A 23,411-nucleotide genomic window follows, 5' to 3' on the forward strand; every position below is an offset into this window, starting at 1 on the left:
CGCGGCGGCGTTAATCGTTCGAGCGGCGGACGGTCCGGCTCCTACAGTGGCCCCTCACATCATCATCACCGGGGGGGCCGATCCGTCATGCGCACGTCCTATCCCCGCACACCCCACCTGCCCTGGTCGCCCGGGGCCGGTGGTGACGATGTGCGGGCCGGGGACCTGTCCGGGCTGGTCGGCCGTGAGGTCGTGGTCACGGAGAAGCTGGACGGGGAGAACACCACCCTCTACGCCGACGGGCTGCACGCCCGGTCGGTCGATTCCGCGCACCATCCGTCGCGGGCCTGGGTGAAGGCGCTGCAAGGGCGGGTTGCGCACGGGATACCGGCCGGCTGGCGGGTGTGCGGCGAGAACATGTACGCGCGGCACTCCCTCGCGTACGACCGGCTCGACGGCTTCTTCTACGGGTACTCCGTGTGGGACCGCGACGGCCGCTGCCTGGACTGGGACGCCACCGTGGCGTTCCTGCGGGGGCTCGGCATCCCGGTGCCGGCGGTGCTGTGGCGCGGGGTCTTCGACGAGCGGGCGCTGCGGAGACTGCGGCTCGACACCGACCGCCGGGAGGGGTACGTCGTCCGCACCGCCGACGCCTTCGGGTACGCGGAGTTCGGCCGGCGCGTCGCCAAGTGGGTGCGGCCCGGGCACGTACAGACCGATACGCACTGGATGCACGCCGCCGTGGTGCCCAACGGCCTGGGGCCGGCCGCCGCCCTGTGGGACGTGCGGTCCGGTGCGGCACCGGACGCCGAAGCGCTCCTGGCCGCCGTGGGACTGGACCAGGGGGACGGGGCGGCGGCCGCCGAGGTGGCCGGACGGCTCGCGGCGACCGGGGACGGGCGGCTCACCGGTGTGCTGGCCGCGCTGCTGCACGGGCACCGGCGCGGGACGCTCGCCGCCCGGCTGGCCGCACCGCTCGGCGTGCCCCTGGCCAGGCGTGTCGCCGACGTCGTCGGACTGCACGGCAGGCTGCACCATCCGTACCCCGACGAGGAACGCCGGACCGGGCTGATCCGGATGTCGTACGCCGCCGATCCGGACGTTCTGCACGCCGTCGCCGCCACGACCGCGCCCGGCGCGGAGGAGCGCGATCAGGTGGCATGGTCGGCGCTGCACGCCGAGGAGATCCGGCCCCTGGACGGGCTGCGCGAGGCGTTCGCGGACCTGGACGCGGGCGGGGACGCCGACGCGGCGGCCCGCTGCCGGGCGGAGGCGCGCGAGGCGTACGCGCTCGGGCGGATCGCTTCCGCCGACGAGGCCGTCGCGGCAACCTGGCGGTGGCGGTCCGGAGCCTTCCCCCGGCTGGTGCACCTGGTGGGGCCCTCGGGCAGCGGCAAGAGCACCTTCGGCCGCGACCTGTCCGGCGTCGACGCGTACGTGTCCCTCGACGATCTGCGCGAGGCCCGCGGCGACCGCGCCGACCAGCGCGCCAACGCGGACGTCCTGCGCACGGGGCTCGGCAGGCTCGACACCGCCCTGGCGGAAGGTGGGACCGTGGTGTGGGACGCCACGTCCCTCACCCCGCACCAGCGTTCCCTGGTGCACGCGGTCGCGCACCGGCGGGACGCGCTCATCACCCACGCGGTGGCGCTGGTCGACGAGGACGAACTGGCGCGTCGCAACGCCCGGCGGGCGCACGCCGTGCCGCTGGACGTGCTCGCCTCCCAGGTGCACCGGTTCGCCCCGCCGTACCCCGGCCAGGCCCACCGCACCTGGTACATCGGCGCGGGCGGGACCGTCGAGGAGGAGGCGTAGGTGCGTACCAGTGAGGAGATCTACCACCGGGTGCGCTGGGACGCGCGCTTCGACCCGGCGCGGTTCGTGATGGGCATCAACCAGCGCTCCGCCCCGCCCAAGCGCATCCCGTTCGCCGCTTTCGACCCCGCCGGGGAGATCCCCTGGCACCGGGTGCTGTTCTTCGAGGCGGACGGCGAGGTGGTGTGGGACCGGACGGCGGGCGTGGACCGCATCGACGTGACGGACGCCGGGCGGATCCGGAACCCGCGGCGGCTGCGCGCGCCGTTCTTCGCGGCCCGCACGCCGCACGCCTGGGATGCGGCGGCGAACGCGTGGCTGCCCGCCACGACGCCCCGCGGCGCACCGGCCGCCCCGGGAGTGCGGGTGGTCACCTGGAACACCCTGTGGGACCGGTACGACAGCGACCGCATCGACACCGCGCGGCGGCGACCGCTGCTGATGGCCGCGCTGGAGGACGCCGACGCCGACGTCATCGCCCTCCAGGAGGTGGAGCCGGAGCTGCTCGCGATGCTGATGGCCGCGCCCTGGGTGCGCGAGGCCTACACGCTGGGCACCGACCCGGCGGGCCCGGACGTGGGCGAGTACGGGCTGCTGCTCCTCAGCCGGCTGCCCGTGCGGGAGTCGGCGGCGCACGAGCTGGGATCCCACAAAGGCGTCACGGCCGCGGTCGTGGACACGGCCGCCGGCCCGATCACGGTCGCCGCCACTCACCTGAGCAGCGACCACTCCGAGGGCGGGGCCGCGCGTCGTGAGGCCGAGCTGACGCGGATCGCTGAGGGGCTGGCGGGTGTCGACGGCGACGTGGTCCTGCTGGGCGACTTCAACGACGGCGGGGACGTGCCCGAGACGACGCTCGGGATGCGGGACGCGTGGACCGACGCGCACGGCCACGGCGACCGGACACCCACCTTCGATCCGGGCGTCAACCCGCTGGCCGCGGTGTCGTCGCTGACCGGACGGGCGTCCCGGCTCGACCGGGTCCTGCTGCGGTCGCAGACGCTGCGCGTGGACGGGGCCGCCCTGGGCGGGGACGTCCCGGTGGACGGGCTGTACGTCTCCGACCACTACGCCGTGGTGGCCGACCTGGCCCTCGACGGGGACGAGCCGGGCGACGTGCTCGCCGTACCGGCCACGGCCCGTACGGCGGTGGCCTGGATCCCCCCGAAGCGGCTGTGGCCCCGGATCCAGCACATCCGCCGCGAGCACGACCGCCAGATCCACCGCTGGCCGCCGCACGTCAATGTGCTGTTCGGGTTCGTACCGGAGTGCGACTTCGAGCGGGCGGCGCCGCTGCTCTCCGCGGCGGCCGCCGGGACGCCGTCGTTCGCCGCCCGGCTGGAAGGAGTGCACTGGTTCGGGCACCGCGACGACGCCACGGTCTGGCTCGACCCGGCGGCGGCCGACGCGGAGCCGTGGCAGGAGCTGCGGCAGGCCCTGGAGGCGCGTTTCCCCCTGTGTGGCGGGCGCGCCAAGGGCTTCACCCCCCACCTGTCCCTGGGCAGGGCGAGGGATCCGCATCGCCTCGCGGCCCAGTGCGAGGAGCTGCTCGACGGCATGACGGCCCACGTCGGTGAGGTGGTGCTGCTGTCCCGGCGTGGCGACGAGCCGATGCGTGTGCGGGCGGAGGTGGCGCTGGACACCGGCGAACTGCGGTGGGTGCCGGACGAGGGCCTGCCGACCGTGCCGGAGACGGTGGACGCCTTCGATGTGGCGCGGCGGATCTCCGGGGCGCTGTCCGACGGAGTCGTCCACGTCGTCGGCTCGCGCCGGACGGGCTGCGCGCTGCCCGGCGCCGACCTGGACCTGGTGGCGGCGCTGCCCGGGGAACCCGACCCGGCGGACGTGCGGGCCCGGATCGTGGCCGCGTGCCCGGAGGCGTCCGCGGTGCGGGAGGTGACCGGCGCGCGGGTCCCCGGCCTGCGGCTCCGGGTGGCGGACCTGGACGTCGACGTGGTCGTCGTCGCCACCGGGCCGGTACCCCCGGCCGAGGCGGTCGCCCGCCGTGCGGAGCTGGGCGAGGCGGCTGCGGTGGCGCTCAGCGCCGTGAGCGACGAGGCCGCGCTGGTCGAGGCGGTCGGGGAACTGCGCGAACCGTTCGTCCGGCTGGCCCGCGAGGTGAAGGCCTGGGCGAAGGCACGCGGCCTGGACGCGGCGCCCTTCGGCGGGCTGCCCGGTCTGGCCTGGTGCGCCCTGGCGGCCCTGACCGTCCGTGAGGCCGGCGATCTGCCGCCCCGAGAGCTGCTGCGGCGGTTCTTCGCCACCTGGGCCGCGTGGGACTGGCGCGAACCGGTGGCGGTCCCGGGCGCGGCACAGGCCGCCCCGGCAGCGGGACCCGCGGTCACGATCACGACCCCCTCGGCGCCGGTGCGCTCCTGCACCGACCAGGTCTCCCCCGGCGGCCGGGACCTGCTCACCCAGGAGCTCTTCCGGGCCTGGGAGCTGCTGGAGTCGGCCGCGGAGAGCGGAGCCGACCCCTGGCCGGAGCTGCTCTGCCCGCCGCCCCTGCACCGGCGGCACGGCGCGTGGGCGGTCCTGACCGTGCGGCCCGTGGCGGGCGAGGAGTTCGAGGCGACCCTCGGCCGGGTCAGGGGGCGGATGCGCGCCCTGCTCACCGCCCTGGAGGACGCCGGGGTCGCAGACGCCCACGCCTGGCCGCGCCCGTTCGCCGCCGACGCGTCGTCCCATCGGTACGCGATCGGGCTCGGCGCCTCGCCGCCCGACGAGGCGGCCCTCGCCCGGATCGTCGCGCCGGTGCTCAGGGGCCTGCCCGGTGCCGCCCTCGGCCGGGCCGGCGGCGGGGACGTCCCCACCCTGCGGTGACCCGGCCGCCGTACGAACGAAGGGCGTCGCCCCGGGCAACCCGGCCGCCGCAGGAACGAGGGGGTGCGCCACGGGCAACCCGGGGCGGCGCGGATCCGTCTATCCGAGCGCGGATTCCGGCCCGACCCGGCCGGGCGCGCCCGGGGGCGACGGCCCGGGGGGAGAAGACGTGACGCAGACGGGGGCCTGAGCCCGCCCGCTGCGGGGGAAGCGGACGGAGCACGACACGTGATCAACAGTGCTGCGCGCGGGGGCACGGCCGGCCCGTCGCGCTCGGGGCCGCGGCGGCGCGGAGTCCTCGCCGCGCTCGCCTCACTCGCGGCTCCGACCGGCGCCGGTGCGCTCACCGGGTGCTCGGTCCCGGCCCCCCGCCGGGGCGGCCCTGTGGCGGACCCCGCTCCCGGCATCCCGATCCACACCTCGCGCCGGGCCCAGCTGATGCAGATAGTCGCCCACCCCGACGACGACCTGTACTTCATGAACCCGGACAGCCGGCGGATGCTCGACGCGGGCGTCCCGCTGGTCACCGTGTACGTCACGGCCGGCGAGCACGACGGACGGAACCACATACCCGGGCGGGGCGAGGTCCCCGCCGACACCTCGGCCTACTCGTCCGCCCGACACCAGGGCCTGCGCCAGGCGTACGCGGACATGCTCGGCCTGGACATGTTCACACCCTGGCAGAAGGGCGTCCTGAGCCTGCGCGGCGACCGCCGGGCCGAGATCAACACGCTCACGAACGGCGGCCGCCGGGTCGAGCTGATCTTCCTCAACCTCTCCATGCACGCCCCGCGGCGCTGGACCGCCCTCCCCAGCCTGTGGAAGGACCGGGCGCTCGGTCTGCGTACCGTCGTCGCCGACGACTCCCCGGTCCGCAAGGCGGAGCTGTACGACTACGACCGGCTCGTCGACGTCCTCGTGGGGCTGATGGAGCAGTACCGGCCGACCGTGATCCACACCCTGGACCCGGATCCGGACATCCAGCACAGCGACGAGAAGACCCGGAAGAAGGACTCCGAGCAGCCCGGCTACTCCGACCACGGCGACCACACCGCCGTCGCCTGTTTCAGCTGGGCCGCGATGGTCCGCTGGGTGGCCGACGCGTCGAGGGACGGCGGGGCGATACCCGGGTTCGTCACCACGTCGTTCCGCGGCTACTACAACCGCCACTGGCCGAAGAACCTGCCCGCGCAGGTGCTGAAGGAGAAGGCCGCACAACTCGTGCCGTACGGCGGCGACCCGTCCTGGCAGTGCGGCAACAGCGGAGGCTGCGGCGACTACAACGTCGGCGGCAACCGCCCGCTCACCAACAAGAAGGGCTGGGTCCGCGCGACGCACCACCGCTACCCGGACCCGGGCCCGGTCGTCGCGGCCGGACCGGACGGACGGCTCACCGTCTACGGCGTCCTGGGCCTGCGCGCGGTGCGCTGGCGCGAGACCGCGCCGGGCAGCGGCGCATGGGGCGAGCCCGACGACCTGGGCGGCGGGCCGCTCGCGCCCGGGCTCGGCGCGGCGACCCTGAAGGACGGCAGGCAGCTGCTGTTCGGGCTGCGGTTCTCGGCGCTGGCCGGACACGGCGCCGCCAACCACCGCGAGATCGTGGTCCTGGAGCAGGGCTCGCCGGGCGGCCCGTTCCTCGCCTGGAACGGCCTCGGCAACCCGGAGCACGGCGACGACCGCCGCCGGCGCCTCGGTGTCCCGGTCGCGGTGACGGCACCCGACGGGCGGGTCCACCTCTTCGTGCGCAACGCGGACAAGGGCGTCAGCACCCGCGTCCGCGACACCGACGGCACCTGGCACCGCTGGCGGGACCTGGGCGGCGCCGAGGTGCAGGACGGGCTGTCGGCCGCGGTCGACCGGGCGGGCCGCGTGCACCTGTTCGCGGCGGGGCGGGAACGCGTCCACCACTGGACCCAGGACACCCGCGCCGAGCCGCTGACCTTCCGCCCCGACACGGTCCTCCCCCTCACCGGCGGCCCGGTGGCGGTCGCCCCCACCCCGGCCGGCGATCTGGAGCTGCACTACCGCGCACCGGCCGGCAAAGAGCTGAGGACGGTGCGCCTGGACGGCGGCACGCCCACCAAGGCCTCTTTCGACGGGTACGGCGCCGTCGCCGCGGCCGGCACCCCCAAGGGCCCCGTGCTGCTCGGCAAGGACCTGAACGGCCGCGTCCAGATCCACGCCGGGGGCCGTCGGGCCACCCGCACCCACGGCCCGGCCCCGCTGGCCTCGACCGCGCTCCACCTCACTGCCACGGGCCCCCTGGCCGTCGGCCTCGGCGCCGACGCCCACCCCTGGACGTGGGCGCCCGAACCACGCACGGCGGGCTGAGGCCCAGCCCCACCCGGCGGCCACGTCCGGCGGTGTGCCGCATCGGCACCGGGCATCGGCACCGGGGCCGCCGCGGCGGGCCACGGAGGCACCGACGCGCCACGGACAACGCAAAGGCCCCGCATCCTCGTACGAGGATGCGGGGCCCTTTTGCAGCTCTGCGAGCTACCAGGTCAAACCAACAAGATTACTTGTTGATCTTGGTGACCTGGCCGGCGCCGACGGTCCGGCCACCCTCACGGATGGCGAACTTGAGGCCCTCCTCCATGGCGACCGGCTGAATCAGCGAGACCGTCATGGTGGTGTTGTCGCCCGGCATGACCATCTCGGTGCCCTCGGGGAGGGTCACAACGCCGGTCACGTCCGTGGTACGGAAGTAGAACTGCGGGCGGTAGTTGTTGAAGAACGGGGTGTGACGACCACCCTCGTCCTTCGACAGGATGTAGGCCTGGGCCTCGAACTCGGTGTGCGGCGTGACCGAACCGGGCTTGATGATGACCTGGCCGCGCTCGACGTCCTCGCGCTTGATGCCACGGAGGAGCAGACCGACGTTCTCACCGGCCTGGCCCTCGTCGAGCAGCTTGCGGAACATCTCGATGCCGGTGACCGTGGTGGTGGTCTTCTCTTCCTTGATACCGACGATGTCGACGGTCTCGTTGACCTTGAGGACACCACGCTCGATACGACCGGTGACGACGGTGCCACGACCGGTGATCGTGAAGACGTCCTCGATCGGCATCAGGAACGGCTTGTCGACGTCACGCTCGGGCTGCGGGATCGCCTCGTCGACGGCGGCCATCAGGTTCAGGACCGACTGGCCCCACTCCTTGTCGCCCTCGAGCGCCTTGAGCGCCGAGACCTTGACGACCGGAACGTCGTCGCCCGGGAACTCGTACTCGGAGAGGAGCTCACGCACCTCGAGCTCGACGAGCTCCAGGATCTCCTCGTCGTCCACCATGTCGGCCTTGTTCAGGGCGACGACGATGTACGGAACGCCGACCTGGCGGGCCAGGAGCACGTGCTCCTTGGTCTGCGGCATCGGGCCGTCGGTGGCGGCGACCACGAGGATGGCGCCGTCCATCTGCGCGGCACCGGTGATCATGTTCTTGATGTAGTCCGCGTGACCGGGGCAGTCGACGTGGGCGTAGTGACGCGACTCGGTCTGGTACTCGACGTGCGCGATGGAGATGGTGATACCGCGCTGGCGCTCCTCAGGAGCCTTGTCGATCTGGTCGAAGGCCGAGGCCTCGTTCAGGTCCGGGTACGCGTCGTGCAGCACCTTGGTAATGGCGGCCGTGAGGGTCGTCTTACCGTGGTCAATGTGACCGATGGTGCCGATGTTGACGTGCGGCTTAGTCCGCTCGAACTTCGCCTTCGCCACTGGGGTCCTCCTGTGGAGTGGTTCTGTACGCCTTACTCATCGGCGCCAGGTGATCTTTGCTGGGGTGCCATCCGCCGGGGCACTGCCCTCGGGTTCGGGAGCCGAGCTCCGGCGGATGGTGTCAAGCCTAAAGCGTGAACTCGGGAGAGTTACTCGCCCTTGGCCTTCGCGATGATCTCCTCGGCGACGTTCCGCGGAACCTCGGCGTAGGAGTCGAACTGCATCGAGTAGCTTGCGCGACCCGAGGTCTTGCTGCGGAGGTCGCCGACGTAGCCGAACATCTCCGAGAGCGGCACCAGGCCCTTGACGACCCGGGCACCCGCCCGCTCCTCCATGGCCTGGATCTGGCCACGGCGGGAGTTGATGTCACCGATGACCTCGCCCATGTAGTCCTCGGGCGTGGTGACCTCGACGGCCATCATCGGCTCAAGGAGCACGGGGGACGCCTTGCGCGCGGCCTCCTTGAAGGCCTGCGAACCGGCGATCTTGAACGCGAGCTCGGAGGAGTCGACCTCGTGGTAGGCACCGTCGAGAAGCGTGACGCGGACGCCCGTCATCTCGTAGCCGGCCAGGATGCCGAACTGCATGGCCTCCTGCGCACCCGCGTCCACCGAGGGGATGTACTCCTTGGGGATGCGGCCACCGGTGACCTTGTTGACGAACTCGTACGAGGCGTCGCCGCCCTCGATCGGCTCGATCGCGATCTGCACCTTGGCGAACTGACCGGTACCACCGGTCTGCTTCTTGTGGGTGTAGTCCACGCGCTCGACGGCCTTGCGGATCGTCTCGCGGTACGCGACCTGCGGCTTGCCGACGTTGGCCTCGACCTTGAACTCGCGCTTCATGCGGTCGACGAGCACCTCGAGGTGCAGCTCGCCCATACCGCCGATGACGGTCTGGCCGGTCTCCTCGTTGGTGTGCACCTGGAAGGAGGGGTCCTCCTCCGCGAGACGCTGGATGGCGACACCCAGCTTCTCCTGGTCACCCTTGGACTTGGGCTCGATCGCGACCTCGATGACCGGGGCCGGGAAGTCCATGGACTCCAGGATGACCGGGGACTTCTCGTCGCAGAGCGTCTCACCGGTCGTGGTCTGCTTCAGACCCATGACGGCGATGATGTCGCCGGCGCCCACCGAGTCGATCTCCTCACGCTTGTTCGCGTGCATGCGGTAGATCTTGCCGATGCGCTCCTTCTTGCCCTTGACCGAGTTCAGCACCGAGGTGCCGGACTCCAGGCGACCGGAGTAGATCCGGACGAAGGTGAGCTTGCCGAGGTGCGGGTCGCTCATGATCTTGAACGCCAGCGCCGACAGCGGCTCGTCGTCGGACGGCTTGCGCTTGACGACCGTCTCCGCGTCCTTGACGTCGTGGCCCTCGATGGCCTCGATGTCGACGGGCGACGGCAGGTAGCGCACGACCGCGTCGAGCAGGGGCTGGACACCCTTGTTCTTGAACGCGGTACCGCAGAACACCGGGGTGACCGTGGTGTCCTTCGACTTGCCGGAAGCGATCGTGATGCGGCGGATGGCCGCGTACAGCTGCTCCTCGGAAGGCTCCTGGCCCTCCAGGTACAGCTCCATGATCTCTTCGTCGTTCTCGGCGACCGTCTCGAGCAGCTTGCCGCGCCACTCGTCGGCGGCCTCGGTGTGCGTGGCCGGGATGTCGACGACGTCGTACATCTCGCCCTTGGCGGCTTCGGCGGACCAGACCAGGGCCTTCATGCGAACGAGGTCGATGACGCCCTTGAAGTCGGCCTCGGCACCGATCGGCAGCTGCATGACGATCGGCGTCGCGCCCAGGCGGTCGCTGATCATGTCGACGCAGCGGTGGAACTCGGCGCCGGTGCGGTCGAGCTTGTTGACGAAGCAGATACGCGGAACGCCGTAGCGGTCCGCCTGACGCCACACGGTCTCGGACTGCGGCTCAACGCCGGCGACGCCGTCGAACACCGTCACGGCACCGTCGAGCACGCGGAGCGAACGCTCCACCTCGACGGTGAAGTCGACGTGGCCCGGGGTGTCGATGATGTTGATGGTGTGGTCAACGTCTTCCAGCGGCCAGTGGCAGGTCGTCGCGGCAGACGTGATCGTGATGCCGCGCTCCTGCTCCTGCTCCATCCAGTCCATGGTGGCAGCGCCGTCGTGGACTTCACCGATCTTGTACGAAACGCCGGTGTAGAACAGGATCCGCTCGGTGGTGGTCGTCTTGCCCGCGTCGATGTGGGCCATGATCCCGATGTTGCGGACCTTGGCCAGGTCAAGCGAAGTGGTAGCCATAAGGCTTCAGTCTTCTCTCGGTCTCGATGTGGGTGCGACTACCAGCGGTAGTGCGCGAAGGCCTTGTTGGACTCGGCCATCTTGTGCGTGTCCTCACGCTTCTTGACCGAAGCACCGAGGCCGTTGGAGGCGTCGAGGAGCTCGTTCATGAGGCGCTCGGTCATGGTCTTCTCGCGACGGGCGCGGGAGTAACCCACGAGCCAGCGCAGCGCGAGCGTGGAGGCGCGACCGGGCTTGACCTCGATCGGCACCTGGTAGGTGGCGCCACCGACACGGCGGGACTTGACCTCGAGAGACGGCTTGACGTTCTCGAGGGCGCGCTTCAGCGTGATGACCGGGTCGTTGCCGGTCTTCTCGCGGAGGCCTTCCATGGCGCCGTAGACGATCCGCTCGGCGGTGGAACGCTTGCCGTTCAGCAGGATCTTGTTGATGAGCGAGGTCACCAGAGGAGAACCGTAGACCGGGTCGATGATGACCGGGCGCTTCGGGGCGGGGCCCTTACGAGGCATTCTTACTTCTCCTTCTTGGCGCCGTAGCGGCTGCGGGCCTGCTTGCGGTTCTTGACACCCTGGGTGTCGAGCGAGCCGCGGATGATCTTGTAACGAACACCCGGCAGGTCCTTCACACGGCCACCACGCACGAGCACGATGGAGTGCTCCTGCAGGTTGTGTCCCTCACCCGGAATGTAGGCCGTGACCTCGATACCGGAGGTCAGACGCACACGCGCGACCTTGCGGAGGGCCGAGTTCGGCTTCTTCGGGGTGGTCGTGAACACACGCGTGCAGACGCCGCGACGCTGAGGGGAACCCTCGAGTGCGGGCGTCTTGTTCTTCTCGACCTTGTCCTGCCGGCCCTTACGGACCAGCTGCTGGATCGTAGGCACTACTTCTCCGGTTTCTGTGTGCCGTGTAGTAAAGCTAACCTGGAACGTCGCCGACCCACGCGGTCGGGTGTGTCGAATGCTGCGGACTTCCGCCGAAGGCGGAAAAGGGCGCAGATTACGGTGGCCGTGACCGACTCGCCGTGCGGTTGAAGACACGCACAGGAGCCCAGGCACACCCCAGGCACAAGGTCTGAGCGTACCTATCGCATGGACTCCGGTCAAAACAAATGCGGACGGCAGCGACACGCCGGATACCGTCCCCCCGCATACGACCGCCGGTGGCCGGATCTGCTCATTCGAGCCCGCACCGGACCGCGCCTTCAGTACGTTGATCGGTCCGCTCGACGATTCGGGGGATCATCCATGACGGTGGCGAGGTTATCCGGTGCGGGAGGCTGGACGGGTGGCGCGGGCGGCGGTGCCGACGGCCGCCCCGGCGGCGGCCCTGCCGGCGGGGCCGGAGGCCTGGACGACCGTGTGCCCTTCCTCGCGCGCCTGGAGAAGCCCGACCGGCAGGCGCTGCTCGCGCTCGGCCGTGAGCTGGGATTCACGCCGCGCATGGTCCTGCTCCACCAGGACGAGCCGTCGTCGCACGTCCTCTTCCTCGTCCACGGCTGGACCAAGGTCACGGCGGCCGCCGCCAACGGGTACGAGGCGCTCCTCGCCCTGCGCGGCCCCGGCGACATCGTCGGCGAGTCCGCCGCGCTGACCGGCCGGCCCCGCTCGGCGACCGTGACGGCGCTGGAGCCCGTACGGGCGGTGGCGGTGGAGCACGAGCGGTTCAAGGACTTCCTCGGCCGCTCCCCCGCCGTCTCCTTCGCCCTGCTGGGGCTCACCTCCGACCGCACCCGTGCCGCCGACCGGCGCCGGCTGCAGTTCGCGTCCATGAGCGTGCGGGAGAGATTCGCGGCGCTGCTGCTGGAGCTGGCCCGGATGCACGGCCGCCGCACGGAGGAGGGCATCGAGATCGCCGTACCGCTGAGCAAGCAGGAGCTCGCCGGGTCGGTGGGCGCCTCCCGGGAGATGGTGCAGCGGCTGCTGAAGGAGCTCCGGACCCGCCAGGCGGTCTCCACCGGGCGTCGCACGCTGCTCATCACACGCCCGGACGTGCTGCGGCGGATCGCCCGCTCCGAGCGTCTCGACGGCTGAACAACGGCCCCGTACGCCCTTCTGTGCACACGGTCACACTTCGAGTGGGTCATCGTTCCTCACCACAGCAGCCCCTCGGTCGCCAGGCTGCTGCTGCTCCCTCCCACCGGAAAGGCGACCATGACCGACCCCGTGAGCCGGACGATCCTCCTGCTCGACATCGAGAAGTACAGCGACCGCGACGATGTCGAGCAGGCGTACTTGCGCCGGATGCTGTACGGCATCTCCGACAACGCGCTGGAGCGCGCGGGCATCGACGAGACCCTCCGGTCGCGCGCCGACCGCGGTGACTCCGTCATGGAGCTGATCGACGCCAACGCCTCGGTGACGGCGCTGCTGCGCGCCCTGCTCACCGAGGTGCCCGCCCAGTTGCGCGCGGTCAACCGGATGGCCTCCAGCTCCGCCCAGATCCGGCTGCGCGCGGTCCTCGCCACGGGATACGTGGCGGTGGACGGGCTCGACGGCTGGGTCGGATCCGACCTGAACCACGCCTGCCGCCTCCTGGACGCCGACCTGCTGCGCGCGGCACTGCGGGAACGGAAGGACGACTTCGCGCTGTGCGTCTCGGACGCCGTGCACACCGGGATCGTGCGGCACGGCCACGCGGGCATCCCGCCCGAGGACTTCCACGCCATCACGGTGAGCAGCAAGAACGGCCCGTTGCGGGCATGGCTGCACGGCCCCGTGCCCGGCGGGCGGGTGCCCGAGGACCACAGTGATGAGGGGGAGGGGGGTGCCCCGGCGCCGGGCACACCGGGGGACCGCCCGGCGCCGGGGACACTCGGGGACCGCCCGGCGCCGGGGGCCGCCTTCGACTTCCGTGGCGCGGACGTCCGCGTCGACGGCGGCTTCGTCGGCGGCAGCCACCACGGCATCAGCGGCGGCACCTTCAACGGCGACGTGTGCATCGGCGGTGACACGTGAGCGCCGAGCAGCCCGGAACGGCCGGGCCCGGCGGGCCGGCCGTTCCGGCCGGACCCGCCGAACCGGAGAAGGCGGACGGCGGCGCGGGCGAGGCGCAGCAGCCCGGCGGTGCCGCGGAAGCCGCCCAGGAGGAGCCCGCCGACCGTCGGCAGGACGCCTGGTCGGCCCGGCGGGACCTGATCAACCACAGTCCGCGGACCATGATCGGCGGAGGTGTCGTCGGCGCCGACCACCACGGCATCAGCGGCGGCCACTTCACCGGCAACGTCCATCTGGGCAGCAGGACCGAGATCGTGTATCAGTTCGGCGGCGGGCCGGCGGCCCACTCCTCCGGCGAGATCCCGGAGGCGATGCTCGCCCGGCTGGCCTCCCGTTTCGTCACCGAAGAGGACACCTTCGGCTCACTGGTCGAGCGGCTGCGCGCCGAACGGGTCCTGGTGCTCTCGGGCGCGCAGTTCTCCGGCCGCCGCACCGCCGCCCTGATGCTCCTGCACCGCCTGGGCGCCGCGCCCGTGCGCGCGCTGGACCGGGAGACCGCCCCCGGTGACCTCGCCGGGTGCGTGGGCGAGGGCGGCCACGTCCTGTGCGATCCGCTCACCCGCCGCGACCGGCCCCTGCGTGAGGCGCACCTGCTGGCGGCGCGGGACCGGCTCGCCGAGAAGGACGCGTATCTGGTGATCACCGTCGGTCCCATGGCGGCGCTGGAGGACGTCACCCCGGCCGTCTGGCGGCCGCCCGGCACCGCCGCCGTCCTCGAAGCGCATCTGCGTGCGGAGACGGCCGACGAGGAGGCGTTGCGCGAGCTCATGGCCCTGCCGCCGGTCACCGGGTTCCTCGGCCGCAGTCACCAGCTGCGCGAGGCGGCCGCCTTCGCCCCGGTGCTCGCGCGGTACGCGGCCGGGCAGGCCGAGTGGCGGCAGGTGGAGCAGTTCTCCCAGGCCTCGCTGGAGAGCCAGGTCCAGGAGTGGTTCGAGGAGGACGAGGCGTCCCTGCACCTGCGGGACAAGGCCTTCCTCGTCGCGCTGGCCGCCTTCGACGGCGGGCCCTACGCACTGACGGCCGAGCTGAGCGACCTGCTGTACGCCTTCCTGCAGAAGACCGAGAACCCCTCCCAGCCGGCAAAGGTCCCCGTCTTCGGCACCCACATCGGCAAGCGCCTCCAGCTCGCCCGGGCGATCCGGTACCCGGAGGAGGAGCAGACCGAGTGGGGGCCGGTCGAGCAGCTGAAGGCTCGCTACGAGGACGACCGCGCCGCGCAGGTGCTGATCCGCGAGGTGTGGACGGGCCACCCGTCCGCCCGCCCCGCCCTGATCGCCTGGTTGCAGCGGCTCGCGGGCGACGGCCGCCCCCTGGTGCGGACGCGCGCCGCGGCGACCGCCGCCGTCCTCGCGTACACGGACCTGCCGTCCGCCATGGCCCTGGTCATCGAACCGTGGGCGACCTCCAAGGGCTTCCGGCACCGCCTCGTCGCGGTCAACGCCCTCACCCTCGCCCACCTCGTCGGCACGCCGAACGTGCCCCGCATCCTCGACGCCTGGTGCGAGAGCGAGAACCCGCGCCTGTGCTGGGTGGCCATCCGCACGCACGGCCTCATCGGCCCGGAGCGGCCCGTGGAGACCCTGGCCGCGCTCCGGGCCGCGGCCCGTCACCAGGCGGCCCGGGACGAGCCCCAGGAGCGCTTGAGGGCCGAGCTCACCGAGTCGGTGGAGCTGCTGCTGCTCTCCCCGGCCGGCGACGAGGTCCTGGCGGAGCTGATCAGAACGATGCACGACGACCGGCCCGTGCTGGAGCTGGCCGTGAGCGGCTTCGTCAGCGCCTGCCGGCGCAGCGAGAACGACGAGCGGTACGGCCGTCCGCTGATCCTGCGCCGGTACGCCCGGGCCGCCACCGAGAACGACCCGGCGGCACTCCACCTGGCCACCCTCTGGCGCACCGCCCTCGGCGACCGCGGCCACACCGGGGCAGCGCTCGACGTCCTGCGCCACTGGGTCCTCGCGGCCGACCGGGACCGGAGCGTCGAGTGGGAACTGGCGGCGCTGCTGCCCCCGCTGGTGACGACCCGGTCCGAACACCAGCGCCTGGACCACCTGTTGCGGACCATGCCCGGCGAGGACGGCGCTCCACCGCCGCCCGCCGCGAGCCGTCTGCTCACCGTGCTCCCGCGGCCGCCCCGCTGATCCCGCCGCTCCGTCCTGACCACGCAAGGAGAACCAACCCCATGGCCGACTTCCGCCACCCGTACGACTGGGCGCAACAGGCCGACCGGCACACCCGGTTGATCGATCCGGTCCTCACCGTGCGGCAGCTCTCGCGGTTCGACTTCGCCCGGAAGTCGCCGACCCGCATCGACCACGCCCTGGTCTTCGCCACGCCCAAGGGCTCGTACGACGCCTTCCTGCCACCGCTGCGGCCCTCGCGCTCGGAGGCCGCGGCCAAGCGCTACACCGCGGTGTACGAGGTGGACATGGGCGTCCACCCGGTGCGGGCGGAGATCCATCTGCCCAGCGACAACGACGCGTTCGAGTTCGGGGTCGTGGCCGAGCTGTCCTGGCAGGTGGCCGACCCGGCGAAGTTCGTGGAGAGCGGCCACCGGGACGTACCGCGGCTCCTCCTCGGGGAGTTGGAGCAGGCCGCCCGGCCGGTCGCTCGCCGCTTCCCGATCGCCGAGAGCGCGGCGGCGGAACGAGAGTTGCTGAACGCGGTGAACGCACAGGGCTCCCTGGGCGGCTCGGCGGGGCTGACGGTGTCCTGGACGGTCCGGCTGCGCCGCGACCAGCAGAACATCGAGCACCAGTTGCGGCTCCAGGCCATCGACCACGCCGCCGCGGAACAGGTCCACACCGAGCGGCGCGGCATGGAGTACGACGTCGCACTCGACCGGCGCAGCAGACAGCAGGACGCCCTCCAAGCGGGCCGCGCCATGGAGTACGGGCGACAGCAGCAGGAGCTGGCGCTGCAGCAGCAGGCGTGGCAGCACGAGCGGGCGGTGCTGGAGGGCCGGCAGGCGGTGGAGATGCAGCGGATCGAGGCGCAGAAGATCGCGTTCTACCAGTGGCACCTCCAGCAGGGCGGGGTCCATGCGTGGGCCCTGCACCTGGCGCAGCACCCCGAGGACTCCCGGCTGGTCATGGAGAGCATGCGCGAGGACCAGCTCCGCCTGATCCAGGCGCAGATGGATCTCGTGGGGCAGTTGCTGGGCAGCAACGGAGCGGAGAACTACGAACTGGAGGGCCCCAAGCAGCTGGCGCTCCGGGCCGTGAGTGACATCCTGAACCAGCGTCTTCCAGGGGTGGCCCAGGACGCCACGCCTCAGCTCCCCGCAGAGCCCGCACAGCCGGTCCCGCCGTTCCCTGCCCACACGCCCGGCGTACAGGCCGGAGCACGGCAGGGCGATCCGTTCCCCGACCCGCCCGGCGACCCGCGAGCGGGGGCACCGGAGCCGCCCCGGCCCGAGCACCCCGCCCCGCCGGCCCCGTCCGCCCCGCAGGTCCCGGCCGCACCGCAGGTCCCGGCCGCACCGCAGGTCCCACTGGCCTCGGCAACTCCGACAGCTCCGATGGCTCCGCCGCCCCCGACTGCTCCACCGTTCCTGTCTGCCCCGTACGCCCCGTCGGTCCCGTCGGTCCCGGTGAACCCGTCCGCGCCGCCTCCCCCTGCCCAGCCCGCCCCTCCGCAGGCGGGGGCCACCTTCCAGGGCTGGCAGCCACCGCCGGGGTACGGCAGTGCGCCGGTCATGCCGCCGCCCGTCCGGCCGCAGGCAGTGCCGACCGGCGCAACGGCCACACCGCCCGCCGGGGAGGGAACAGCGGGCGAAGACCCCGCTCAGCAGGCCGGTACCTCATGACGGACGCCGCTCCCGACGCCGCCGCCCGGCTCCTCCTCGACCTGCGCTCGGAGATCGCCCGGGCGGACCACAAGGCCTCCGTCCTGGTCGCAGCCCTGGGCATGACCGCCGGAGTGGTCAGCGGCCTGCTGGCCGGCAAGGGCTGGAACCCGAGCGCGCTCTCCTGGCCCGGCGCGGCCGCCTGGTGGACGGGCGTGCTCGCGCTCGCCGCGGCCCTGCTGGCCCTGCTCATGGCCATCGTCCCGCGCTACGGCGGCCCCGGGTGGGAGCCGGGGCAGCCCCTCTCGTACTTCGGCGACATCCAGGAGGCCGTACGACGTGGCCTGCTGGCGGAGGCACTCGCCGAAACGGAGCGCGCCGGCGCCGCCGCGCTCACCGCGGCACTGGCGGAGAACAGCCGCATCGCCGCTCGCAAGCACCAGTGGATACGGACCGGCGTGCTCGCCTTCTCGGCGGGTGCGGTCCTGCTACCCACGTCCCTGCTCGTCAGCTGACGTCCCCACACCGCGAAGGATCTCGAAGGACCACCATGTCGCAGCCCCAGGAACCTCAGTACCCGGGCTATCCGCCCCCGTACCCCGAGCCGGAGGCCCTCCCCCACTCAGCGGCGACCCCGCCCGCCCACTCGCACCCCCCGCAGTACCCGGCGGCCAGCCAACCGGTCGCGGCACCCGATCACCCGGCCGGCCCTCCGGCCGCGGCACCGCAGTACCCGGCACCCGATCACCCGGCCGGCCCTCCGGCCGCAGCCCCCCAGTACCCCGCTCCCCCACCGGCCGCGGCACCGCAGTACCCGGCACCCGATCACCCGGCCGGCCCTCCGGCCGCGGCACCGCAGTACCCCGCTCCCCCACCGGCCGCGGCACCACAGCATCCCGCTCCTGCCCCGCCGGCGTACCCCGGGGCCCATTCGCCGCAGGCCCTGCCGGCGGCCGGCGTCCCGCCCACGGTGCCCGGCGCCGTGCCCGCCTCCCCCGGCGGCGCACCCCCCGTCCCCGCCGCCGCTGCCCCCGCCGCTGCGCTGCACCCCGACGACCCGTACCACCCGCACCACATCAGCACCGATCCGCGCCGGGTCCACCTCTCCGGCACCCAGCGCCGCACGGACGCCACGGCCATCGGGAACCTGCTGCTCTACCTGCCGCATTTCCTGTGCAGCCTCTTCGTCATGGCGCTGGTCTCGCTCGTCTTCGGCGGCTTCGGCCCGGTGCTTCTCCTCGCCTGGCTGCTCAGCGGCGCGCTGGTCTTCCACCGGCCCACCGAGAGCGCCATCGCCCGCCGGCTGCTGCGGCTGCGTCACCCCACCCCGCAGGAGCGCGCCAGACTCGAACCGGTCTGGCGGGAGGTCACCGCACGCGCGGGTGTGGAGGGGCGCACCTACGAGCTGTGGGTGGAGGACAGCGACAGCCTCAACGCGGTGGCCGCCGCCGGCCACATCGTCGGTGTGACCCGCTTCGCCATGAACCACCTGCCAAACGGCGAGCTCGCCGCCGTCCTGGCGCACGAGCTGGGCCACCACGTCGGCGGCCATGCCTGGTCCTCCCTGCTCGGCTACTGGTACGCCCTGCCGGGACGCGTCGCCTGGCGCTTACTCCGCGCCGTCTCGACTGCCGTCTTCAGGGTGTCCCGGCTGTTCTCCTGCTTCGGCACGGGACTCGTCGTGCTCGTCTTCGGCTGCATCGCCCTCGCGACGATCAGCACGCTGTACGGGCTTCCGCTCCTCGTCCTCGGCGTGCCGTACGCCCTGGCCGCCGTCGGCCGCCGCGCGGAGCTGCGGGCCGACCAGCACGCGGCGGCCCTCGGTTTCGCTCCCATGCTGGCCGCCGTCCTCGACAAGCTGCACCAGGGGGAACAGCGGCAACTGGCCCAGGCCGCCGCCGTCGCGGCCTACCAGGGCAGTCCCCCGCCGCGGGAGAGCGCGCTGAGCAAGCTGCTCTCCTCCCACCCCGACCACTACACCCGGCTGCACCACCTGCAGCCGTATCTGCGGCAGCAGCGGTAGCCACCAGCGCCACCAGCGCCCGGACACGCCGAAGGGCGGCCACCCCGTGCGAAACGGGGTGGCCGCCCTTCGATCAGACGTACGCCTTACTGGTTGTACGGACCGTAGTCGTAGTCCTCCAGCGGAACGGCCTGGCCGGAGCCGGTGCCGAACGGCGAGTAGTCGATGTCGTCGTAGCCGACGGCCGAGTACATCGCGGCCTTGGCCTCCTCGGTCGGCTCGACCCGGATGTTGCGGTAGCGGGACAGGCCCGTACCGGCCGGGATGAGCTTACCGATGATGACGTTCTCCTTGAGGCCGATCAGGGAGTCGGACTTGGCGTTGATCGCCGCGTCCGTCAGGACCCTGGTCGTCTCCTGGAAGGAGGCCGCGGACAGCCACGACTCCGTCGCCAGCGACGCCTTGGTGATACCCATCAGCTGCGGACGGCCGGAGGCGGGGTGACCGCCCTCGGTGACCACACGACGGTTCTCCGACTCGAACTTCGACCGCTCGACCAGCTCGCCCGGCAGGAGCTCCGCGTCGCCGGACTCGATGATCGTCACGCGGCGGAGCATCTGCCGGATGATGATCTCGATGTGCTTGTCGTGGATCGACACGCCCTGCGAGTTGTAGACCTTCTGGACCTCGCCGACCAGGTGGACCTGGACGGCACGCTGGCCGAGGATGCGCAGCACGTCGTGCGGGTTGGTGGCACCCGCGGTGAGCTTCTGGCCCACGTCGACGTGGTCGCCCTCGTGCACCAGGACCTTGGCGCGCTTCGAGATCGGGTAGGCCGTCTCGTCGCTGCCGTCGTCCGGGGTGACGACGATCTTCTTGGTCTTCTCGGTCTCCTCGATCCGCACGCGGCCGGAGGCCTCGGAGATCGGGGCGACACCCTTCGGCGTACGGGCCTCGAAGAGCTCGACGACACGGGGCAGACCCTGGGTGATGTCGTCACCGGCCACACCACCGGTGTGGAAGGTACGCATCGTCAGCTGGGTACCGGGCTCACCGATGGACTGGGCGGCGATGATGCCGACCGCCTCACCGATGTCGACCAGCTTGCCGGTGGCGAGCGAACGGCCGTAGCAGTACGCACACGTGCCGACCGCGGACTCACAGGTCAGGACCGAGCGGGTCTTGACCTCCTCGACGCCCGCGGCGACGAGGGCGTCGATGAGCACGTCACCCAGGTCGACGTTGGCCGGCGCGATGACCTTGCCGTCCACGACGACGTCCTCGGCGAGCATCCGCGCGTACACGGAGGTCTCGACGTCGTCCGCCTTGCGCAGCACGCCGGTGGCGTCCTTCGCGGCGATCCGCAGCTTCAGACCGCGCTCGGTGCCGCAGTCCTCCTCGCGGATGATGACGTCCTGCGAGACGTCCACCAGACGACGGGTCAGGTAACCCGAGTCGGCGGTACGCAGGGCGGTGTCGGCGAGACCCTTACGGGCACCGTGCGTGGAGATGAAGTACTCCAGCACGGACAGGCCCTCACGGAAGGACGCCTTGATCGGACGCGGGATGGTCTCGTTCTTGGCGTTCGACACCAGACCACGCATACCGGCGATCTGCCGCATCTGCATCATGTTTCCTCGGGCACCCGAGTCAACCATCATGAAGATGGGGTTCGTCTTGGGGAAGTTCGCGTTCATCGCCTCGGCGACCTCGTTGGTCGCCTTGGTCCAGATCGCGATGAGCTCCTGAGTGCGCTCTTCCTTGGTGATCAGACCGCGCTCGTACTGCTTCTGGACCTTCTCGTCCTGCGCCTCGTACCCGGCGACGATCTCCTTCTTCGCCTCGGGGACGACGACGTCGGAGATGGCGACGGTGACGCCGGAGCGGGTGGCCCAGTAGAAGCCGGCCGCCTTCAGGTTGTCGAGCGTCGCCGCCACGATGACCTTCGGGTAGCGCTCGGCGAGGTCGTTGACGATCTCGGAGAGCTGCTTCTTGCCGACCGAGTAGTCGACGAACGGGTAGTCCTCGGGCAGCAGCTCGTTGAAGAGCGCGCGGCCCAGGGTCGTGCGCAGGCGGAACGAGTCACCCTGCTGCCACTCGGGCTCACCCTCCTCCGCCACCGGCGCGGTCCAGCCACGCGGCGGGACGGTGCCGATCGGGAAGCGGATGTCGACCTTCGCCTGGAGCGAGAGCTCGCGGGCGTCGAAGGCCATGATCGCCTCGGCGGTGGAGCCGAAGGACCGGCCCTCGCCCTTGACCTCGCGCTCCTCCTCGTCCGTGGTGAGGAAGAAGAGGCCCAGCACCATGTCCTGGGTCGGCATGGTGACGGGACGGCCGTCGGCCGGCTTGAGGATGTTGTTCGAGGACAGCATCAGGATGCGGGCCTCGGCCTGCGCCTCCGCGGACAGCGGCAGGTGCACGGCCATCTGGTCACCGTCGAAGTCCGCGTTGAAGGCGGTGCAGACGAGCGGGTGGATCTGGATGGCCTTGCCCTCGACCAGCTGCGGCTCGAAGGCCTGGATGCCGAGACGGTGCAGCGTGGGCGCACGGTTCAGCAGCACCGGGTGCTCGGCGATGACCTCTTCGAGGACGTCGTACACGACGGTGCGGCCGCGCTCGACCATGCGCTTGGCCGACTTGATGTTCTGCGCGTGGTTCAGGTCGACCAGGCGCTTCATCACGAACGGCTTGAAGAGCTCCAGCGCCATGGCCTTGGGCAGACCGCACTGGTGCAGCTTGAGCTGCGGGCCGACGACGATGACGGAACGCGCCGAGTAGTCGACTCGCTTACCGAGCAGGTTCTGACGGAATCGACCCTGCTTACCCTTCAGCATGTCGCTGAGGGACTTCAGCGGGCGGTTACCGGGACCGGTGACCGGGCGACCGCGGCGGCCGTTGTCGAACAGGGCGTCGACGGCCTCCTGCAGCATCCGCTTCTCGTTGTTCACGATGATCTCGGGGGCACCGAGGTCAAGGAGACGCTTGAGGCGGTTGTTGCGGTTGATCACACGGCGGTACAGGTCGTTCAGGTCGGAGGTGGCGAAACGGCCACCGTCGAGCTGGACCATCGGCCGCAGGTCCGGCGGGATCACCGGGACGCAGTCCAGCACCATGCCCTTGGGGCTGTTGCTGGTCTGCAGGAAGGCGGAGACGACCTTGAGGCGCTTGAGCGCACGGGTCTTCTTCTGGCCCTTGCCGGTACGGATGATCTCGCGGAGCTTCTCGGCCTCCTCCTCGAGGTCGAAGGACTCCAGGCGCTTCTGCAGCGCCGCGGCACCCATCGAGCCGTCGAAGTACGTGCCGAAGCGGTCACGCAGCTCGCGGTAGAGCAGCTCGTCGCCCTCGAGGTCCTGGACCTTGAGGTTCTTGAAGCGGTTCCACACCTCGTCGAGACGGTCGATCTCGCGCTGCGCGCGGTCGCGCAGCTGCTTCATCTCACGCTCGGCACCCTCGCGCACCTTGCGGCGCACGTCGGCCTTGGCACCCTCGGCCTCGAGCTCGGCCAGGTCGGTCTCGAGCTTCTTGGCGCGGGCCTCGAGGTCGGCGTCCCGCCGGTTCTCGATCTGCTGGCGCTCGACGGAGACGTGGGCCTCCAGCGACGGCAGGTCGCGCGTACGGCGCTCCTCGTCCACGAACGTGATCATGTACGCGGCGAAGTAGATGACCTTCTCGAGGTCCTTCGGCGCCAGGTCCAGCAGGTAGCCCAGGCGCGACGGAACACCCTTGAAGTACCAGATGTGCGTCACGGGCGCGGCCAGCTCGATGTGGCCCATCCGCTCACGGCGCACCTTGGCGCGCGTGACCTCGACGCCACAGCGCTCACAGATGATGCCCTTGAAGCGGACGCGCTTGTACTTGCCGCAGTAGCACTCCCAGTCCCGGGTCGGACCGAAGATCTTCTCGCAGAAGAGTCCGTCCTTTTCGGGCTTCAGGGTGCGGTAGTTGATGGTCTCGGGCTTCTTGACCTCGCCGTGGGACCACTGACGGATGTCGTCAGCGGTGGCCAGGCCGATCCGCAGCTCGTCGAAGAAGTTGACGTCGAGCACTATGCGTCAATCCCTCTCAGGGTCGTGTCTCAATCATGGTCTGTACGGGGTCCGGGG

Annotated in this window: 14 protein-coding genes; 9 read left to right on the forward strand and 5 right to left on the reverse strand. The window is 71.6% G+C overall.

Annotated features, from left to right (window positions below; genetic code table 11):
• Positions 1–87: 87 nt before the first annotated feature.
• From ACY34K_RS04020 to ACY34K_RS04030, 3 genes are all read left to right on the forward strand, one after another.
• Positions 88–1,755: an RNA ligase family protein gene (locus ACY34K_RS04020; RefSeq protein ID WP_462743629.1), complete on the forward strand. Its 1,668-nt coding sequence runs from the start codon at positions 88–90 to the stop codon at positions 1,753–1,755.
• On the forward strand, positions 1,756–4,578 hold the full coding sequence (locus ACY34K_RS04025) for a poly(A) polymerase (protein ID WP_462743632.1): 2,823 nt from the start codon (positions 1,756–1,758) through the stop codon (positions 4,576–4,578).
• 228 nt (positions 4,579–4,806) lie between these two features.
• Positions 4,807–6,909 carry a PIG-L family deacetylase gene (locus ACY34K_RS04030; RefSeq protein WP_462743636.1) on the forward strand — a complete coding sequence of 701 codons (2,103 nt, stop codon included), beginning with the start codon at positions 4,807–4,809 and terminating at the stop codon, positions 6,907–6,909.
• A 187-nt stretch (positions 6,910–7,096) separates the two neighbouring features.
• Here ACY34K_RS04030 and tuf read toward each other — a convergent pair whose 3' ends face one another.
• The 4 genes from tuf to rpsL form a co-directional block, all read right to left on the reverse strand.
• A complete protein-coding gene (gene tuf / locus ACY34K_RS04035) occupies positions 7,097–8,290 on the reverse strand; it encodes an elongation factor Tu (RefSeq protein WP_462743639.1) in 1,194 nt (397 codons plus the stop codon).
• 149 nt (positions 8,291–8,439) lie between these two features.
• Positions 8,440–10,566, reverse strand: a complete 2,127-nt coding sequence (fusA, locus tag ACY34K_RS04040; protein WP_462743642.1) for an elongation factor G — start codon at positions 10,564–10,566, stop codon at positions 8,440–8,442.
• Between the two features lie 38 nt (positions 10,567–10,604).
• Positions 10,605–11,075, reverse strand: a complete 471-nt coding sequence (rpsG, locus tag ACY34K_RS04045; RefSeq protein ID WP_031076642.1) for a 30S ribosomal protein S7 — start codon at positions 11,073–11,075, stop codon at positions 10,605–10,607.
• Between the two features lie 2 nt (positions 11,076–11,077).
• Positions 11,078–11,449, reverse strand: coding sequence for a 30S ribosomal protein S12 (gene rpsL / locus ACY34K_RS04050; RefSeq protein ID WP_003948652.1), 372 nt, complete (start codon positions 11,447–11,449; stop codon positions 11,078–11,080).
• Between the two features lie 465 nt (positions 11,450–11,914).
• Here rpsL and ACY34K_RS04055 point away from each other — a divergent pair, with 465 nt between their 5' ends.
• The 6 genes from ACY34K_RS04055 (at position 11,915) to ACY34K_RS04080 (ending at position 19,368) form a co-directional block, all read left to right on the forward strand.
• On the forward strand, positions 11,915–12,598 hold the full coding sequence (locus ACY34K_RS04055; protein ID WP_462744020.1) for a Crp/Fnr family transcriptional regulator: 684 nt from the start codon (positions 11,915–11,917) through the stop codon (positions 12,596–12,598).
• 120 nt (positions 12,599–12,718) lie between these two features.
• Positions 12,719–13,522 carry a hypothetical protein gene (locus ACY34K_RS04060; RefSeq protein ID WP_462743646.1) on the forward strand — a complete coding sequence of 268 codons (804 nt, stop codon included), beginning with the start codon at positions 12,719–12,721 and terminating at the stop codon, positions 13,520–13,522.
• Complete coding sequence (locus ACY34K_RS04065) at positions 13,519–15,699, forward strand: hypothetical protein (protein WP_462743649.1); 2,181 nt, start codon at positions 13,519–13,521, stop codon at positions 15,697–15,699. Before ACY34K_RS04060 ends, ACY34K_RS04065 begins: the two co-directional genes overlap by 4 nt.
• Before the next feature lie 41 nt (positions 15,700–15,740).
• Positions 15,741–17,366, forward strand: coding sequence for a hypothetical protein (locus ACY34K_RS04070; protein ID WP_462743652.1), 1,626 nt, complete (start codon positions 15,741–15,743; stop codon positions 17,364–17,366).
• Positions 17,363–17,860 carry a Pycsar system effector family protein gene (locus ACY34K_RS04075; RefSeq protein ID WP_462743655.1) on the forward strand — a complete coding sequence of 166 codons (498 nt, stop codon included), beginning with the start codon at positions 17,363–17,365 and terminating at the stop codon, positions 17,858–17,860. The genes ACY34K_RS04070 and ACY34K_RS04075 overlap by 4 nt, the downstream gene beginning before the upstream one ends.
• 467 nt (positions 17,861–18,327) lie before the next feature.
• Positions 18,328–19,368 carry a M48 family metalloprotease gene (locus ACY34K_RS04080; protein WP_462743658.1) on the forward strand — a complete coding sequence of 347 codons (1,041 nt, stop codon included), beginning with the start codon at positions 18,328–18,330 and terminating at the stop codon, positions 19,366–19,368.
• Between the two features lie 86 nt (positions 19,369–19,454).
• On the opposite strand, the gene ACY34K_RS04085 is transcribed toward ACY34K_RS04080, so the two are convergent.
• On the reverse strand, positions 19,455–23,354 hold the full coding sequence (locus ACY34K_RS04085) for a DNA-directed RNA polymerase subunit beta' (protein WP_462743661.1): 3,900 nt from the start codon (positions 23,352–23,354) through the stop codon (positions 19,455–19,457).
• Between the last annotated feature and the right edge of the window lie 57 nt (positions 23,355–23,411).

The organism is Streptomyces sp. STAM6 (assembly GCF_054963715.1).